The 15774-nt window shown below is 73.4% G+C and carries 13 protein-coding genes; 5 read left to right on the forward strand and 8 right to left on the reverse strand.

Annotated features, from left to right (window positions below):
* Nucleotides 1–210: 210 nt before the first annotated feature.
* The 7 genes from V6R91_RS34875 to V6R91_RS34905 form a co-directional block, all read right to left on the reverse strand.
* Entirely contained in the window at nucleotides 211–1311 is a 1101-nt protein-coding gene (locus tag V6R91_RS34875; protein WP_336399139.1) for a glycerate kinase, read from the reverse strand.
* A 145-nt stretch (nucleotides 1312–1456) separates the two neighbouring features.
* Complete coding sequence (locus V6R91_RS34880; protein WP_336399140.1) at nucleotides 1457–2554, reverse strand: LacI family DNA-binding transcriptional regulator; 1098 nt, start codon at nucleotides 2552–2554, stop codon at nucleotides 1457–1459.
* 10 nt (nucleotides 2555–2564) lie between these two features.
* The gene (locus V6R91_RS34885) at nucleotides 2565–3350 is read right to left on the reverse strand and encodes a sugar phosphate isomerase/epimerase family protein (protein WP_336399141.1); all 786 of its coding nucleotides are present in this window, start codon (nucleotides 3348–3350) and stop codon (nucleotides 2565–2567) included.
* Between the two features lie 58 nt (nucleotides 3351–3408).
* Complete coding sequence (locus tag V6R91_RS34890) at nucleotides 3409–4275, reverse strand: sugar phosphate isomerase/epimerase family protein (protein ID WP_336399142.1); 867 nt, start codon at nucleotides 4273–4275, stop codon at nucleotides 3409–3411.
* Nucleotides 4272–5531 carry a dihydrodipicolinate synthase family protein gene (locus V6R91_RS34895; RefSeq protein WP_336399143.1) on the reverse strand — a complete coding sequence of 420 codons (1260 nt, stop codon included), beginning with the start codon at nucleotides 5529–5531 and terminating at the stop codon, nucleotides 4272–4274. The genes V6R91_RS34890 and V6R91_RS34895 overlap by 4 nt, the downstream gene beginning before the upstream one ends.
* Nucleotides 5532–5559: 28 nt before the next feature.
* Nucleotides 5560–6723, reverse strand: coding sequence for a Gfo/Idh/MocA family protein (locus V6R91_RS34900; RefSeq protein ID WP_271061143.1), 1164 nt, complete (start codon nucleotides 6721–6723; stop codon nucleotides 5560–5562).
* Nucleotides 6724–7052: 329 nt separating this feature from the next.
* Entirely contained in the window at nucleotides 7053–8909 is a 1857-nt protein-coding gene (locus V6R91_RS34905; protein WP_336399144.1) for a DUF2264 domain-containing protein, read from the reverse strand.
* 129 nt (nucleotides 8910–9038) lie between these two features.
* On the opposite strand from V6R91_RS34905, the gene V6R91_RS34910 reads away from it, so the two are divergent.
* The 5 genes from V6R91_RS34910 (at nucleotide 9039) to V6R91_RS34930 (ending at nucleotide 14497) form a co-directional block, all read left to right on the forward strand.
* On the forward strand, nucleotides 9039–10136 hold the full coding sequence (locus tag V6R91_RS34910) for a substrate-binding domain-containing protein (protein WP_336399145.1): 1098 nt from the start codon (nucleotides 9039–9041) through the stop codon (nucleotides 10134–10136).
* A gap of 111 nt (nucleotides 10137–10247) precedes the next feature.
* The gene (locus V6R91_RS34915) at nucleotides 10248–11573 is read left to right on the forward strand and encodes an ABC transporter substrate-binding protein (protein ID WP_336399146.1); all 1326 of its coding nucleotides are present in this window, start codon (nucleotides 10248–10250) and stop codon (nucleotides 11571–11573) included.
* 91 nt (nucleotides 11574–11664) lie between these two features.
* Nucleotides 11665–12591, forward strand: coding sequence for a carbohydrate ABC transporter permease (locus V6R91_RS34920; RefSeq protein ID WP_336399147.1), 927 nt, complete (start codon nucleotides 11665–11667; stop codon nucleotides 12589–12591).
* Nucleotides 12588–13499 carry a carbohydrate ABC transporter permease gene (locus tag V6R91_RS34925; RefSeq protein ID WP_336399148.1) on the forward strand — a complete coding sequence of 304 codons (912 nt, stop codon included), beginning with the start codon at nucleotides 12588–12590 and terminating at the stop codon, nucleotides 13497–13499. The genes V6R91_RS34920 and V6R91_RS34925 overlap by 4 nt, the downstream gene beginning before the upstream one ends.
* The gene (locus V6R91_RS34930) at nucleotides 13496–14497 is read left to right on the forward strand and encodes a hydroxyacid dehydrogenase (RefSeq protein ID WP_336399149.1); all 1002 of its coding nucleotides are present in this window, start codon (nucleotides 13496–13498) and stop codon (nucleotides 14495–14497) included. Before V6R91_RS34925 ends, V6R91_RS34930 begins: the two co-directional genes overlap by 4 nt.
* 180 nt (nucleotides 14498–14677) lie before the next feature.
* On the opposite strand, the gene V6R91_RS34935 is transcribed toward V6R91_RS34930, so the two are convergent.
* Complete coding sequence (locus V6R91_RS34935; protein WP_336399150.1) at nucleotides 14678–15730, reverse strand: LacI family DNA-binding transcriptional regulator; 1053 nt, start codon at nucleotides 15728–15730, stop codon at nucleotides 14678–14680.
* Nucleotides 15731–15774 lie beyond the last annotated feature (44 nt).

Raw genomic sequence — 15774 nt, forward strand, 5'->3', positions numbered from 1 at the left:
GCGATGGGAAAGCGCATTCCCATCGAGTGGAATCGAGCATATGTCGCCCGTCCGGGGCTGTCAATGCTCGGCGTCTCCGTGGACGCATCCGCCGCCGCCCACCACGATTCGGGGCGCATTTCCGGCCCGAACGGCACCGGATCGGGCCCCACGGCACCGGAACCCGCCCCAAACCGGAAGGAGGGGGAGGGGAGGGGGGAGAGAAGGGAGTTAGGGGGAGGCGAGGCGCGCGGCGGCGGCGCGCAGGTGCGTGATCGGATCGGCGAGCGCCGCCTCTGTCGAGCCGGCGATCCCGGTCAGCGACTCCGCGGCCGCGAACGGCGACAGGTCCGCGTCGTCCGTGATCCGCCCCGCCACGACGAGAGCCCGCGTGCCGGCCTCCGCGGCGAGCGCCGCGACGAAGGAGGGCACCTTGCCGTCACCGGACTGCCCGTCGTAGGAGCCCTCGCCGGTCACGACCACGTCCGCCCCGGCCACGGCGTCGGCGAGCCCGACGAGGCGGGCGACCTCCTCCGCGCCCGGCACGAGAGTCCCGCCCCAGGCGAGAAGCGCGCCCCCGGTGCCGCCCGCCGCCCCGGCGCCCGCGGTCCGCGGATCCAGCGCCAGGAGGGAGGCGAGGGACGACAGACCGCGGTCCGCCCGCCGGATCTCCTCGGGGTCCGTCAGTCCCTTCTGCGGCCCGAACACCGCCGCGGCCCCGCGAGTGCCCGTGAGCGGATGGGTGACGTCGGTGAGCACGCGGACCTCCGGGGCCGGGCGGAGTCCGGACAGATCGATCCGCGCGATGAGCCCGAGCCCTCGCGCTCCCGCCGGCGCCTCCGCCCCCTCGGCGGTGAGGAAGCGGGCGCCCAGCGCCCGGAGGAGGCCCGTGCCCCCGTCCGTCGACGCGCTGGAGCCGATCCCGAGGACGAGGCGGGAGACGCCGTGATCGAGCGCAGCGGCGATCGCCTGGCCGAACCCGGTGGTGTCCGCATCGAGGGGGCGCAGATCGTCCAGCAGCTCGATGCCGGAGGTGGACGCGAGATCCACGACCCCGGTGCCGCCCGGGGCATCCGGGCTCGGCGGCAGCAGCAGCCACCGCGTGCGCACCGGCACCCCGGCGGGACCGTCCACCGTCACCGGCATCGCGGTCGCGCCGTCGATGGCGGTCGCGAAGGCGGCGACGGTCCCCTCTCCGCCGTCGGCCATGGGCCGATGGACGAACTCCGCCGTCGGATCGACCGAGGCCCACCCCGCGGCCAGCGCCTCGGCGACGGAGGCCGCATCGAGCGATCCCTTGAAGCTGTCGGGGGCCAGCACCACTCTCGTCACCGCGCTCCTCCGATCCGGCGCCCACCGGCACCCTCCACCGCCCCGCGCCCCTCCCTCGCCGCACCGTCGCCCGCCGCAGGGTCGCCCGCCGCACGGCCGCCGCGTGCGGACGGGACCGGCCGGCGCACGCGGGCGTCCGGGCGGATCATCCGAGCGGCCGACCCGGTGTGCTCGCGCGCACGACGACCTCGACCGGCAGCGGGTCCTGGACCCAGTCGTCGTCGGCGATCGCGCGGAACGCCTGGTATCCGGCCTCGCTCAACGGCACCCGCACGGTCGACAGCGCCGGTGTCACGTCACGACTGGACGGCACGTCGTCGAACCCGCACACCGCGATGTCCTCGCCGACGGCGCGGCCGGCGTCCCGGATCGCGGACATCGCGCCGATGGCGATGACGTCGCTCATCCCGAACACGAGCGTTCCCGGGTCCACGCCGTCCGCGAGCGCCCGCGCCATGGACTCCGCGCCCGACTCCCGCCGGAAGTCGCCGCGGTACACGCGCTCCACCCGGCCGCCGGCCTCCTCGAACGCCCGCCGGAATCCGCCGAGGCGGTCGTCCGAGGTGCGCACGCCCTCGGCCGCGCCGATGGCGAGCGCGCGCCGGTACCCGAGCTCCGCCATGCGCGCGCCGAGCTGGGCCGCGCCGCCCTCGTTGTCGATCTCGACGGTGCGGATCCCCTCGCGGGCCGCGCCGAAGGCGACGATGCGCCCGCCCAGGGCCGCGAAGTCCGCCAGCTCCTCCCCGGCCGCGTCGTCGTCCTCGGAGCGGGAGGAGGCGAGGATGAGCCCCTGCGGGCGCTGTCCGCGCAGAGCCCGGATGATCCGCCGTTCGCGGTCCGGGTCGCGCTCGGTGATCGAGACCGTCACGACCAGGCCCCGCTCGTCCGCTCCCCGGGCGACCCCGGAGGCGATGAGCCCGAAGTAGGGGTCGGCGATGTCGGCGACCAGGAGCGCGATCACCGGCGCGTGTCCGCGCGCCGTCGCCTGCGCCGACACGTTGGGGGTGTAGCCGAGCTCCTCCGCGGCACGCTCGACTCGTTCGCGGAACGACTCGGCGACCTTCCGCGCGGACCCGTTCAGCACGCGCGAGGCGGTCGCCAGCGAGACCCCCGCCGCCCGGGCGACGTCGTGCAGGGTCGCCGCGCCCGTCCGTCCCGCCGCGCGCGACGGGTCGGAGCGGTGCTGCCGCGAGGGGTCGTCCACCGCGCCGCCGCGGGCCGAGGAAGGGCTTTCCGCATCCATGCGCCAGAGCCTACCCGGGCGTGTCCTGCGTTCCCCGGGAGGCGTCTGCGATCCAGGAGCGCAGGATCGCCGCCTCCCCGGCGAGGGCGGCGGGGTCGTCCTCCGGGACGAACTCGAGCAGGGCATCGCGGGGCGGGTGTGCCGCGGACGCGGCCTCGGCGAAGAACGGACGCCACAGGCCCTCGCGCGCCGCCAGCGGATGCCGTTCGGTCCGCGGCCACCAGGAGAACACGTGCACGGCGTCGACCTGCCCGGCGAGCGCGGCGTACTCGGCGAGCGCCGTGCCGTCGTCGGCGCCCACCGTCGGCTGCCAGTAGGCGCCGAGCGCCGGGTGTCCGACGTCGGCGAGGAGCCGACTCGTCGCCGACGGGGTGTCCGCCAGCGTCCCCCCGTGGTACTCCAGCGCGAGCCGGATGCCACGCTCCCCGGCGGCCTCCGCCGCGCGGACGAGCGCGGCCGTCACCTCGGCGCGGTCGTCCGCCGTGGCGTCAGCAGACCCGCGGCGTCCCGCCCAGACGCGGACCCGGTCGGCGCCGAGGGCCTCCGCCGCGTCCAGCACGGCGTCGATCCGCTCCCCCGCGGTCGCCCGGAAGTACGAGCCGTACGAGCTCACCGCGAGCCCGGCGTCCCGGGTGACCCGCGCCACCTCGCCGGCCCGCGCGGTGTCGCCGGGCGGGACGTGCACGTCCCCGCCCCATTCGACGACCGCGAGCCCCGCCTCCGCCGCGAGCGCGGCGATCCGGGCGGGCTCCCGGTCACGGAAGGTCACCGAGCACAGCCCCGGACGGATCCTCATCCCTCCACCCTCCCAGAGCCGCGCCCAGCACGGGAGTGCCCCGGATCCGCGACCGCGCTCACGGGAGGTGGGGGGACACGACGCCCGCGAAGGCCTCCGCGGTGCGCCGGACGACCTCGGCGGGCTCGGTCGCCCAGATGTCGGCGTTGAAGATCTCGACCTCGATGCCGCGGTCGTATCCGGTCTCGACCACGGCGCGGGTGAGCGTCGCGAAGTCGATGATCCCGTCCCCCGGGTAGTGCCGGGAGAGCAGCACGTCGGCCGGGAGCGGCGTCCTCCAGTCGCACACCTGATAGGTCGCGATGCGCCCTTCGCGCCCGGCCCGCGCGATCTGATCGAGCACCTGCGGATCCCACCAGATGTGGAACGTGTCGACGGCGACGCCGACCACCTCGGCGTCGAAGTCGGCGGCGAGGTCGAGCGCCTGGCCGAGCGTGGACACCACGCACCGGTCGGATCCGAACATCGGGTGCAGCGGCTCGATCGCGAGCGTCACCCCGGCGGCGCGCGCCTCCGGCGCGAGCACGCCGATCGCGTCGCGCACCCGTTCCCTCGCCCCGGCCAGATCCCTCGAGCCCTCCGGCAGGCCGCCCGCCACGAGGACGAGCACCGCCGTGGACCCCTCGGCGCCGGCGGCCGCGAGCGCTGCGGTCTCCTCGATCGCCCGCCGGTTGTCGTCGAGGGCGGCGATCCGTTCGGGACCGTCCGGCAGCGTGAAGAACCCGCCTCGGCAGTGCGTCGTGAAGCGCAGACCGGAGTCCGCGAGCATCCGGCCGGCGGTGTCGAGACCGACCTCGTTCACCGGCTCGCGCCACAGGCCGATCCCCGTCACCCCGGCCTCCGCCGTGACCCGCAGCGCGGTGGCGAGGTCGGCGGCCTTGATCGTCGCCTGGTTGATCGACAGGCGCGGGTCGGCCCCGGTCATGCGTCCGCCCCCGCCTCGATGCCGTTGAGCCGCAGCATCCCGTGCCAGCGCTCGCGGGCGAGCCCCGGATCCTCCAGCGCGAGCGCGTCGTTGGCGAGCGCGACGATCCGGCTGAGGTGCGGGAGGCTGCGGGCGGAGTGCAGGCCTCCGACCATCTGGAACGCGGGCTGGTGCCCGTTCAGCCAGGAGAGGAACGCGACGCCCGTCTTGTAGTAGAAGGTCGGCGCGGCGAAGATCTGCCGGCTGAGCGCCTCGGTCGGCCCGAGGATCTCCCGGTAGCGCGCGGGGTCGCCCGCGTCGAGCGCCTGGATGGCGGCCGAGGCGACGGGGGTGATCGCGGCGAACGCCCCGAGCAGCGCGTCCGAGTGTCCGCCTCCGGTTGTCGCGCGAGCGGACCGAGACGACACGCCGTCCGCCCCCGCGGCACGATCGGCCTCCCGCGCCGCGCGCCCCTCCTCCACCGCATCGCCGCCGATGAGAGAGACGTAGTTGAAGTCGTCGCCGGTGAACATGCGGACGCCCTCGGGCAGGCGCTCGCGCACCGAGACCTCCGATTCGGCGTCGAGCAGGCTCATCTTGACGCCCGAGACGGCGCCCGCGTGGCCGCCGATGATCTCGAGCAGCGTCCGCGACGCGGTCTGCCAGTCCGCCGCACCGAAGTACCCTGCGAGCTCCGGGTCGAACGCGGTGCCCAGCCAGTGCAGCACGACCGGCGTCGTCGCGCGGGACAGCACCGCGTCGTACACGCGGACGTAGTCCTCGGCGCTCTCGGCGGCGCGCGCGAGGTGCCGAGACGCCATGAGCACGGGTCCTGCGCCCTGCTCCTCGGCGAAGTGGAGCTGCGCCACGTAGGCGTCGATCACCCGGTCGAGCGAGATGTGCGGATCCTCGACGTGGTCGGTGTTCACGCCGACGACGACGGATCCCCCCTCCTCCCGCGCGACCTCGGCGCTTCGGGCGATGAGCTCCCGGGTCGCGGCGGCGTCCAGGCCCATGTTGCGCTGGGCGGTGTCCATCGCGTCGGCGACGCCCAGGCCCCAGGAGTAGACGTTGCGACGGAACGCCAGCGTGGCGTCCCAGTCGATGTCGGCGGGCCGGCCGGGGGTGTTGTCGGCGTGGACCTTCGGCACCACGTGCGCCGCGGCGTACGCCACACGGCTCGCGAGCGGCTGCGTCGGGCGGGTGTAGGCCCCGGCCTCGGCGAGCGGCGCGTCCGTGACCTCGCCGGTCGCGGACAGCAGTCGGATCGTCGTCATCGGCTCCTCCTCCTCGGGTTCGACCCGGTCAGCCCAGGGCGAGGGCGGGCAGCGCGACCTTGCGCCCCTCGGCGCTGGAGGCCAGGCCCGCCTCGGCGAGCTGGACGCCCCGGGCACCGGCGAGCAGGTCGAACGGGTAGTCGGTGCCCTCGACGTAGGAGACGAGGAACTCCTCCCACTGCTGGCGGAAGCCGTTGAGGAATACGTCGTTGACCGGGACCTCGGCCCAGTCGGCGCCGTAGTCGTGGCCGTCCGCGAGATCGGGGTTCCACACCGGCTTGGGCGTGGCGTTGCGGTGCTGGATCTTGGCGCCGAACAGGCCGACGACGGCCGAGCCGTGCGTGCCGTCGACCTGGAACTCGACGAGCTCGTCGCGGTTCACCCGCACGGTCCAGCTGGAGTTGATCTCGGCGATGATCCCGCCCTCCAGCTCGAAGATGCCGTATGCGGCGTCCTCGGCGGTGGCGGTGTACTTCTCGCCGTTCTCGTCCCACCGCTCCGGGATGTGGGTGGCGGCCTGCGCGTACACGCTCCTCACCTCGCCGAACAGGTTCTCCAGCACGTAGTTCCAGTGCGGGAACATGTCACTGATGATCCCGCCGCCGTCCTCGGCGCGGTAGTTCCAGCTCGGACGCTGTGCAGGCTGCCAGTCGCCCTCGAAGACCCAGTACCCGAACTCGCCGCGGACGGACAGGATCCGTCCGAAGAAGCCCGAGTCGACGAGGCGCTTCAGCTTCTGCAGTCCCGGCAGGTAGAGCTTGTCGTGGACGACGCCGGTCTTGATCCCCGCCGCGTCGGCGAGGCGGGCGAGCTCCATCGCCTCGTCCAGGCTCTCCGCCGTGGGCTTCTCGGTGTAGACGGCCTTGCCCGCGGCGATCGCCTTGCGGATGGCGGACGCGCGGGCCTTCGTCACGAGGAAGTCCGCGTAGATCTCCCAGCGGGGGTCGGCCAGTGCGGCGTCCAGATCCGTGGTGTAGTCCTCGATGCCGTGCGCGGCGGCGAGCTCAGCGAGCTTGGCCTCGTGGCGTCCGACGAGGATCGGCTTCACGGTGACCCTCGACCCGTCGGGCAGCTCGATGCCGCCCTGGTCGCGGATCGCGAGGATCGAGCGCACAAGGTGCTGCCGATAGCCCATGCGTCCGGAGACGCCGTTCATGATGATGCCGATCTCGCGGGTCGTCGCCTGTGACATGGTGATCCGTTCTCTCGTGCCGTCGAAGCCGTGCGCTCGCACCGCGATGGGTAAGCGCTTTCCCGTCATCCTGACACGCCCGCGCACCCGACGCAACCGTTCCCGCGCCCCGCCGCCTCGCACGCCGCCTCCTCCCCCTCCCGCCTCCCCCACGTCGATTGGTCAGTTTCTGCGGGTTCACGGCCTTTCAACCCACAGAAACTGACCACTCGACAAGGGAGCGGAGCACGAGCGCGACGGATGTTCGGTTCTGTTCGTTTCCCACGGCGGCCGCGCGGGAGGGCGGGAGCGGAGGGCGGGAGCGGGAGGGCGGGAGCGGGGGGCGGGCGCTAGGCGGGGAGGCGCAGCTCGCGCTCCACGCCGTCGGCGAAGCGGAGCACCGCCCGGACACCCCGCTCGTCGTCCCCGAGCTCCAGGAGCTCCGGCGGTTCCGGCGCGTCGGCACCCGGGCCGGTGAGCCAGGTCGCGACGACCATCACCGTGCGCGCCGACGCCGCGGTCGTCTCCAGCACCGGGACGACCGCCTCGCCGCCGTACGGACTCGCCCCGCGCGCGCGGTGGACCCCGGCCGTCGCGCCGACGCCGAGATCCGCGATCCCGGAGCGGAGTCCGCCGCCGACGACCTCGGACCGACCGCTCCCCGCCGCGACGTCGTCACCGGCGCCGACCACCGCGAAGCCCCCGACGCGGATCCCCCGGCCGGGCTCGGCCTCGACGACGTGCAGGTGCGCTGCGAACGGGCCGTGGACGAGGGACGCCGTCGCGATCCGCCCGACGACAGACGGCTCCCCCGACGGATCGTCCGGAGGGAGGGTCGCGACGTGACGACTCGCGAGCGTCCCCGGCACGGCGTCCGGGATCCTCTCGATGAGGCCGCGCCGGGAGCCGCGCCCCCGGGCGTCCACGATCGCGAGGTGCTGGTCGACCGGGTCCGCCTCGAAGCTCGGCGCCGTGGCGGACGAGTAGCCGAGCCGATCGTAGAGCGGCGCGTCGGTTCCGCTCAGCGGATGGTGGTCGCTGCCGTGGTTCACCAGGCGCACGATCCCGTCGGATGCCGTGGTCGACAGCAGCCACCCCGGCCCGGCGAGGATCCGCTCCGCATCGGAGCGCTCCACCGGCGACGCCTCACCCGGGGCGGACCACACCGGGGAGTCGGCGGGCAGGAGCAGCCCCACGAAGCCCTTGCTCGCCCAGTACGGGGACGCGGGCCCGGAGTACTCCTGGATCATCGGCGGGAACGCGCCGAGCCACCCGGAGGTGAGCACGCCGGCGTCGTCCAGCGCCCCGCCGTCGACGAAACGTCGCAGTACGCGGGAGGTCAGCCGTCGCGTCTGCCCGGGGGACAGCGGCGAGACGCCGTGGAGCTCCCCCAGCCAGAGCGGCGCGAGCGCGGCGAAGCGATAGGACAGCGAGCGCCCCTGGAACACCGGCGTCCCGTCCGCGCCGAAGAAGCGGACATGCGCGGGCAGGAACGCCGCGAGGCGCTCCTCTGACCGCTCGCGGACCTCGGCCGCGAGGGAGGGCACCCGTTCGGCGGCCATGCGCGTCCACAGCAGCGGGTACAGATGCATCGCCCACGCGTTGTAGTAGTCGAAGTTCTGCCCGTCGCCGTCGCGGTACCACCCGTCGCCCTCGTACCAGCCGTCGATGCGGGCGAAGCCTCCGCGGATCACGTCCGGATCGGCGGGGAAGCCCGCCCCGGCCAGGAACTCCTGGATCACGACCGGGAAGAGGACCCAGTTGTTGTCCGCCGTCGCGACGTGGGCGGAAGGCGCCATCCACTCGGCGACCCGTCGGCGCTCCGCCGCCGAGAGGGTGTCCCACAGCCACGGCCGCGTGAGCTGGAGCCCGAGGGCGATCGACGCGGCCTCGACGAGGGCCTGGCCGCGATCGACGATCGGGATCCAGCGGTCCTCGTGGTCCGGATCCGTCCCCGCGATCAGCCCCTCGCGGTAGCGAGGGAGCAGATCGTCGGGATCGGCCCCGCCGGCACCGGCGACCCGGAACGCCACGAGAAGGAAGCTGCGCGCGTATCCCTCGAGGAGGTCCGAGCGCGCTCCCGACCAGCTCGAGCGTCCGGGCAGACGGATCCCGGCTCCCGAGTCGAGCCGGAACGGCGCCAGGGCCCCGAGCAGTCGGTCGGCGGCGTCGAGCCAGCCGTCACGGGTGAGATCCTCGTCGATCATCGGGCTCCTTCGCGGCCGGCCGGGCTCCGCCCCGCTGACGGGTGCCGTCGGGCCGACGACACGGCCAGTGTAGGGTGAGTCCGCGTTCGGTCGCACGAACCGAACAGTTCCGAACATCCGGGAGGCCCGATGCTCGCCCACGGTCGCCACGACGCCATCCTCCGTGAGCTCGAGCTGCGCGGCACTCTGCAGGCCGCGCGGTTCGCCGAGCGCATCGGCGTCTCGAGCATGACGCTGCGGCGGGACCTCGACGAGCTCGAGCGTCAGGGTCTCCTCGTGCGGGTTCACGGCGGTGCCGTGTCGCTGGCCGTCGCCGCGCAACGCGACCCCGCGCAGGCGTCCTCGCGAGCGCCGAGACGCCCCGTCGCCACCATCGGGATGATCACGCCGTCCGCGAGCTACTACTACCCCGAGGTGATCCGCGGCGCCCGCGACGCCGCCCGAGAGCTCCACTGCCGCCTGGTCCTGGGCACCACCAACTACTCGGAGCGCGAAGAGCTGCGCCAGGCCGAGCGCCTGATCGCCGGTGGAGTGGACGCGCTGATGATCACGCCGAGCCGGGTCCGCATCGAGGGCACGCGACTGCACGAGGTGCTCACCGAGGCGCCGCTGCCGGTCGTCGTCGTGGAGCGGGCGGTCGAGGAACGAACCGGCGGCCGCGTCGAGAGCGTGCGCACGGATCATGCCTACGGCGCCGAGCTCGCCGTCCGCCGCCTCGCGGAGCTCGGCCACGGGCGCATCGCCCTGGCCGCGAGGGAGACGCCGACGAGCCCCTGGCTGATCGACGGCTACACCCGTGCGACCTCGCGCGCCGACGGCCCCGACGACGCCCTGCGCGCGGTGCTGCCCACCCCGCTCACCGGCGACGACTCCTCGGTCGAGGCGCTCGGCGTCTTCCTCGAATCCCTCCTCGCGAACGGGGCCACGGCGGCGATCGTCCTGACCGACGTGGACGCCGTGTCGCTCGTGGACCTCGCCGCCGACCGCGGGATCCGCGTGCCCGAGGACCTGTCGATCATCGCGTACGACGACGAGATCGCCGGGCTCGGCCGCGTCCCGCTCACCGCCGTCGCTCCCCCGAAGTACGACCTCGGGCACACGGCGCTGCGCATGTGCATGGATCGCCTGCGACACTCCTCCGACGCGCCGCGTGCGGTCACTCGGACGGCCATGCTCCCCCGGCTGACCGAGCGGGACTCCACCGTTCCACCGCGGGATGTTCGTTAATGTTCGTTTTGCGCTGATCTGCTTGCATTGTGCATCCCGTCGCGGTTGCCTGACTCCGCCGGCCCGCGTTCGCCCGATCCCGTGGCCGCCCTGTTCAAAGGAGAATCAGCCATGCACGTGCGCCGCACCCTCGCACCGATCGTCGCCCTGATCGCAACGGGCGCCCTGGCCGCCGGCTGCGCAGCCGGATCCGGCAGCGCCGCCCCGAGCGCGGACGCTCCCGCCGAGGGCGCGGGGGAGCCGACCGGCGAGATCACGTTCTGGTCCGCCATCCCCGGCATGGACAAGGTCACCGAGGCCTTCAACGCCCGCCAGGACGACATCACGGTCACCTTCGAGGAGATCCCGAACGGAGGAGGCGGCGGATACGCCAAGCTCGCCACGGCGATCTCCGCCGGGAACGGCCCGGATGTGGCCGGCTTCGAGTATCCGCAGCTTCCGCAGTTCGTCAGCACCGGCGCCGTCGTCCCCCTCGACGAGCACGTGTCGAAGGACACCCTGGGCGAGTACCCCGAGAGCGTCCGCAACCTCGTCACCTTCGAGGATCGCGTCTACGGGCTGCCGTACGACGCCACCCCGATGGTGATGTTCTACCGGCAGGACGTGCTCGACGCCGCCGGGGTGAGCATCCCGAAGACCTGGGACGAGTTCCGCGCCGCGGCGGAGAAGGTGCGTGCGGCCGACCCCGGACAGTACCTGGCGAGCTTCAACCCGAACGAGCCCGCCGTCCAGGCCGCCCTGTCCTGGCAGGCCGGCGCCGACTGGTTCGACGTCGAGGACGGCGCCTGGAAGGTCGGCGTCGACGACGAGGCGAGCCGGAAGGTCGCGGAGTACTGGCAGGGTCTCATCGAGGACGACCTGGTGAAGGTCGAGGCCTCGTTCAGCGACGAGTGGACCGCCGACATGGCGGGCGGCGTGACCGCCGGGGTCCTCGGCGCCAGCTGGAGCGCCGCCGGGATCAAGTCCCGCACCGAGGCGAACGGCCAGGCCGGGAAGTGGATCGCGGCGACGCCGCCGTCGTGGGGCGACGACGCCAACGCCTTCTACGGGGGAACGAGCTTCGCGATCACGAAGAACTCCGACAACCCGGCGGCCGCGGCGGCCTTCATCGAGTTCCTCGCCACGGACCCCGCCGCCATCGAGGCCCGCGGCGACGTCGGCAGCGCCTACCTCGCCTTCCCTGGCCTGAACGAGGTCGCGCAGGGCGTCTTCCCGACCGACTACTTCGCCGGCGACCTGTACGGCGTGTACGACGAGGCGATCGCCCGGGTGTCGGACGACTGGGCGTGGGGACCCAACTTCGACATCACGAACACCGCGCTCAAGGACGCGATGAGCGCCGTCGGCGCCGGAGGCAGCCTCGTCGACGCGTACGCGACCGCACAGAAGAAGACGGTCGCCGGTCTCACCGGGCTCGGCCTCGACGTCACGGAATGACCCGCCGGCCGGGCGCCGGAAGCCGCCGTCCGCCCGCCCGGCCGCTGCCGCTCCCCCACGTCCCCCGCTTCCGCTGCCCTGAGGAGACTCCATGACCACCGCCGCTCCACCCCGCGCGGGCCGCCGACGCACTCCGCTGCGCGGCACCGGAGGACGCACCGCCGCGATCTTCCTCGCCCCGTTCCTGACCCTGTTCGTCGTCGTCATGATCGCGCCCATCGCCTACGCGATCGGGATCAGCTTCTTCGCCGAGAAGCGCTCCGGGCTCGGGTTCGGCGGCGCCGAGACGGTGTTCGTGGGCCTCGGGAACTACGCCGACGTGCTCACGGACGAGGGCTTCCTGTCCGGGCTCGGGCGCCTCGGCCTGTACTGCCTGATGTACATCCCGGTCATGCTCGGCGCCGCTCTGCTGCTGGCGCTGCTCCTCGATGCCGTCGTCACCGTCGCCAAGCGCCTCTTCCAGGTGCTGCTCTTCCTCCCCCACGCGGTGCCCGGCGTCATCGCCGCCCTGATCTGGGCGTACCTGTACACGCCCGGCGTGAGCCCGATCGTCGGCGCGCTCGGCTCGGGCGGCATCCAGATCGACTTCCTCTCCGTGCACGTCGTGCTGCCCTCGATCGTCAACATCGGGGTGTGGGAGTGGACCGGGTACAACGTGATCATCCTCTTCACCGCGTTGCAGGCGGTGCCGCGCGACATCCTCGAGGCCGCCCGGGTGGACGGTGCGAGCGAGCTGCGCGCGGCCCTCTCGATCAAGGCCCCGCTGGTGCTCCCCGCCTTCAGCGTCACGCTGCTGTTCACCGTGATCGGCACGCTCCAGATGTTCACCGAGCCGCACATCATCGCGCAGTCCACGACCTCGGTGACCAGCACCTGGGTGCCGAACATGTGGGCCTACGACGCGGCGTTCAACCGGCACAACCTCCCGCAGGCGGCCGCCGCCTCGATCGTCCTCGCGCTGCTGGCCGGGCTCCTGTCCTGGATCGTCACGCGCGTCAGCTCGAAGGAGGCGCGATGACCCTCACCGCCCCGCCGCCCGCCGCCGACCTCCGGCACCGCACCGCCGCCCCCGCGCCCCGGCGCCGCGGGCCCGCGCACCCCCTCGGGTCCCGGATCGTCGTCAACGGGCTCCTCCTGGTCGGCTCGCTCTACATGGTGCTGCCGATCCTCTGGCTCGTGTTCGCCGCGACCAAGAGCGCGTCCGAGCTGTACGGGACGCCCGGGTTCCACTTCGGATCCGCGCTCGTCCAGAACGTCGCCGACGTCCTCACCGAGGCGGACGGCGTGTTCGTCCGCTGGATGCTCAACAGCGTCCTCTATGCCGGGATCGGAGCGCTCCTGGGCGGGCTCATCTCCGTCATGGCGGGATACGCGTTCGACAAGTTCCGCTTCCGCGGGCGCGGCGCGCTCCTCGGCGCCGTGCTCGTCGGCGTCCTCATCCCGAACACCGCCACCGTGCTGCCGCTCTACCTCCTCGCCAGCAGCGTCGGGCTCACCAACACCGTGTGGGCGGTGCTCGTCCCCGTGCTCTGCAACCCGTTCGGGGTGTATCTTGCGCGTGTGTTCAGCGCGGCGTACGTTCCCGACGAGGTCCTGGAGGCCGCCCGGGTGGACGGCGCGGGCCCGGTCCGCTCCTTCGTCAGCATCGGCCTGCCCATGCTCACCCCCGGGTTCGTCACCATCGCGCTGTTCCAGTTCGTGGGGATCTGGAACAACTTCATGCTCCCGCTGGTGATGCTCCAGAACCGAGAGCTGTTCCCCGTCAGCGTCGGCATGTCGATCTGGCAGGGCTACACGCTGCCGCAGCCGGAGTTCACGCCGATGGTCATCACCGGATCTTTCCTGTCCGTGATCCCGCTGATCGTGGCGTTCATCCTCCTGCAGCGCTTCTGGCGCGCGGGCCTGGCCGCGGGGAGCGTGAAGTGAGCCGTCCCGCGATCCTCTTCGCCATGCCGGAGGACTTCCACGACCGCGTGTTCGACGACGCCCGCCGCTCGGCCTTCGCCGCCGTCGGGGACGTGCTGGGGCGGGTGGAGGAGTTCGCGTCCCCCGCCGCCCGCGGCCTCCTCGCCCGCGCCGAGGTCCTCCTGACCGGGTGGGGCAGCCCGCTGCTCGACGCCGAGGCGTTGGATGCGGCGCCGAGGCTGTCCGCCGTGCTCCACGCGGCGGGCTCCGTCAAGCACCACCTGACCGACGAGGTGTGGCACCGGGGGATCCTCGTCAGCTCCGCCGCGGCGACGAACGCCTTCCCCGTCGCCCAGTTCACGCTGGCGATGGTGCTGCTGGCCGGCAAGCGCGTCCTGCCGATCGCCCGACGGTACGCGCGGACGCGCACGGAGCTCGACGCGCAGGCGGAGTTCCCGGGTCTGGGGAACGTGGACAAGCGGGTCGGCATCGTCGGCGCCTCGCGGATCGGGCGCCACGTCATCGCGCTGCTGCGCCCGCACGGGTACGACGTCGTGGTGCACGATCCCTTCCTCGCCGAGGCGGATGCGGAGGCGCTCGGGGTGCGCGCCGTCGATCTGGACGAGCTCGTCGCCACGAGCGACGTCGTCTCGATCCACGCCCCGTCCCTTCCCGAGACACGGCACATGCTCGACGAGCGCCGGATCGCGATGCTCCGGCCGGGCGCCACGCTGATCAACACGGCCCGGGGCGAGCTCATCGATCAGGACGCGCTCACCCGCCGGGTCCTGCGCGGCGACCTTTACGCGATCCTGGACGTCACGACGCCGTGGGTGCTGGATCCGGACCACCCGTTCTACGCTCACGAGAACGTCCTGCTCACGCCGCACATCGCGGGCTCGCTCGGCACCGAGCTGCGGGGCCTCGCCGACAGCGCGCTGGCGGAGCTTCGTCGCCTCGCGGCGGGCGAGCCCCTCGCCCATCCGGTCCGCGTCGAGGAGCTGTCCATCACGGCCTGACGTCCCTCGTTCTGACGTCCCTCGTTCCCTCGCCACCCTCGCCGAAACCCCCTCTGCCCATCGAAACCCCCTCTCAGAAGCGGATCTGAGGGGGGTTTGGGCGGGCAGAGGGGGTTTCGCGTGGAGGAAGTCGTGGCAGAGGGAGGCCGGGGGCAGGAGGCCGAGGCGTGGAGGACGGGGTCAGGAACTCGCGCGGACGACGAGCGTCGGGGGGAGGAGGAGCGCGGGGACGGGCTCTGACGGAACCGGCGCGGAGGGGTCGGCAGCAGAGAGATGGGAAGCGGGGGGATCGGCAGACGCGGGGAGAACGGGCGCGGAGCCCTCGATCCGGGCGACGAGCATCCGGACCGCCTCCTCGCCGAGGGCGTCGAAGTCCTGGCGCACCGTGGTCAGCGGCGGGCGGAACTCCGCGGCATCCGCGATGTCGTCGAATCCGACGACCGCGACGTCGTCCGGCACCCGGCGGCCGGACTCCGCGAACCCGCGCAGCGCGCCGAGCGCCATCTGGTCGTTGGCCGCGAAGACGGCCGTGAGCTCCGCGGCGGCAAGACGCTCCGCCGCCTCCCGCCCGGATCGTGCGCTCCAGTCGCCGCGCACGGCCGGGGGCGCGGCGACCCCCGCCTCGGCCAGCGCAGCACGCCATCCCCGCTCCCGCGCCTGGGCCGCGAACGACGCCTCGGGACCGGCGATGTGGTGCACGGTGCGGTGCCCGCGGTCGAGGAGGTGCCGGGTCGCCTCCCTCGCCCCCGCCTCGTGGTCGGTGCCGATCACGCCGAATCGGTCGTCCGGCGGCGAGTCCACCACGACGAGGGCGAGGCGTCCGGGATCCGCATCGCGAGCGAGGAGCGCGGCCTCGTTCAGCACGACCGCTCCGTCCGCCCCCTGCTCGTCGAGCCGGTCGAAGGCAGCGGCGATGTCTCCGTCCGCGCCGAGCGTGACGACAGTGAGGGCGTAGCCGCGATCGGCCGCCGCCTCCGCCACGGCCTGGAGCATGCGGGAGTTGCCGACCGTGGCGAGCGTCTGCGCGACGACGCCCAGGGTCTGGGATCGTCCCGTCCGCAGGGCTCGGGCGGCGCGGTGCGGGCGGTAGCCGAGCTCGGCCATGGCCCGCTCGACCCGCTCCCGCGTCCCCGGATCCACCCGCGGGCTGCCGTTCACGACCCGGGACACCGTCTGACCGGAGACGCCGGCGCGCGCGGCCACCGCCGCCATGGAGACCCGCCGCTGCGCCATGTCCGCTCCTGTCGCCCGCCGTCCGACGCCCTGGAGTGTTGACG

The organism is Microbacterium sp. CCNWLW41 (genome assembly GCF_037083505.1).

Excerpts from the sequence above, each read along its gene's own strand:
- V6R91_RS34880 (WP_336399140.1), bottom strand. The coding sequence starts at position 2,554 with ATGGATGCGGAAAGCCCTTCCTCGGCCCGCGGCGGCGCGGTGGACGAC.
- V6R91_RS34885 (WP_336399141.1), bottom strand. The coding sequence starts at position 3,350 with ATGAGGATCCGTCCGGGGCTGTGCTCGGTGACCTTCCGTGACCGGGAG.
- V6R91_RS34890 (WP_336399142.1), bottom strand. The coding sequence starts at position 4,275 with ATGACCGGGGCCGACCCGCGCCTGTCGATCAACCAGGCGACGATCAAG.
- V6R91_RS34895 (WP_336399143.1), bottom strand. The coding sequence starts at position 5,531 with ATGACGACGATCCGACTGCTGTCCGCGACCGGCGAGGTCACGGACGCG.
- V6R91_RS34900 (WP_271061143.1), bottom strand. The coding sequence starts at position 6,723 with ATGTCACAGGCGACGACCCGCGAGATCGGCATCATCATGAACGGCGTC.
- V6R91_RS34905 (WP_336399144.1), bottom strand. The coding sequence starts at position 8,909 with ATGATCGACGAGGATCTCACCCGTGACGGCTGGCTCGACGCCGCCGAC.
- V6R91_RS34910 (WP_336399145.1), top strand. The coding sequence starts at position 9,039 with ATGCTCGCCCACGGTCGCCACGACGCCATCCTCCGTGAGCTCGAGCTG.
- V6R91_RS34915 (WP_336399146.1), top strand. The coding sequence starts at position 10,248 with ATGCACGTGCGCCGCACCCTCGCACCGATCGTCGCCCTGATCGCAACG.
- V6R91_RS34920 (WP_336399147.1), top strand. The coding sequence starts at position 11,665 with ATGACCACCGCCGCTCCACCCCGCGCGGGCCGCCGACGCACTCCGCTG.
- V6R91_RS34925 (WP_336399148.1), top strand. The coding sequence starts at position 12,588 with ATGACCCTCACCGCCCCGCCGCCCGCCGCCGACCTCCGGCACCGCACC.
- V6R91_RS34935 (WP_336399150.1), bottom strand. The coding sequence starts at position 15,730 with ATGGCGCAGCGGCGGGTCTCCATGGCGGCGGTGGCCGCGCGCGCCGGC.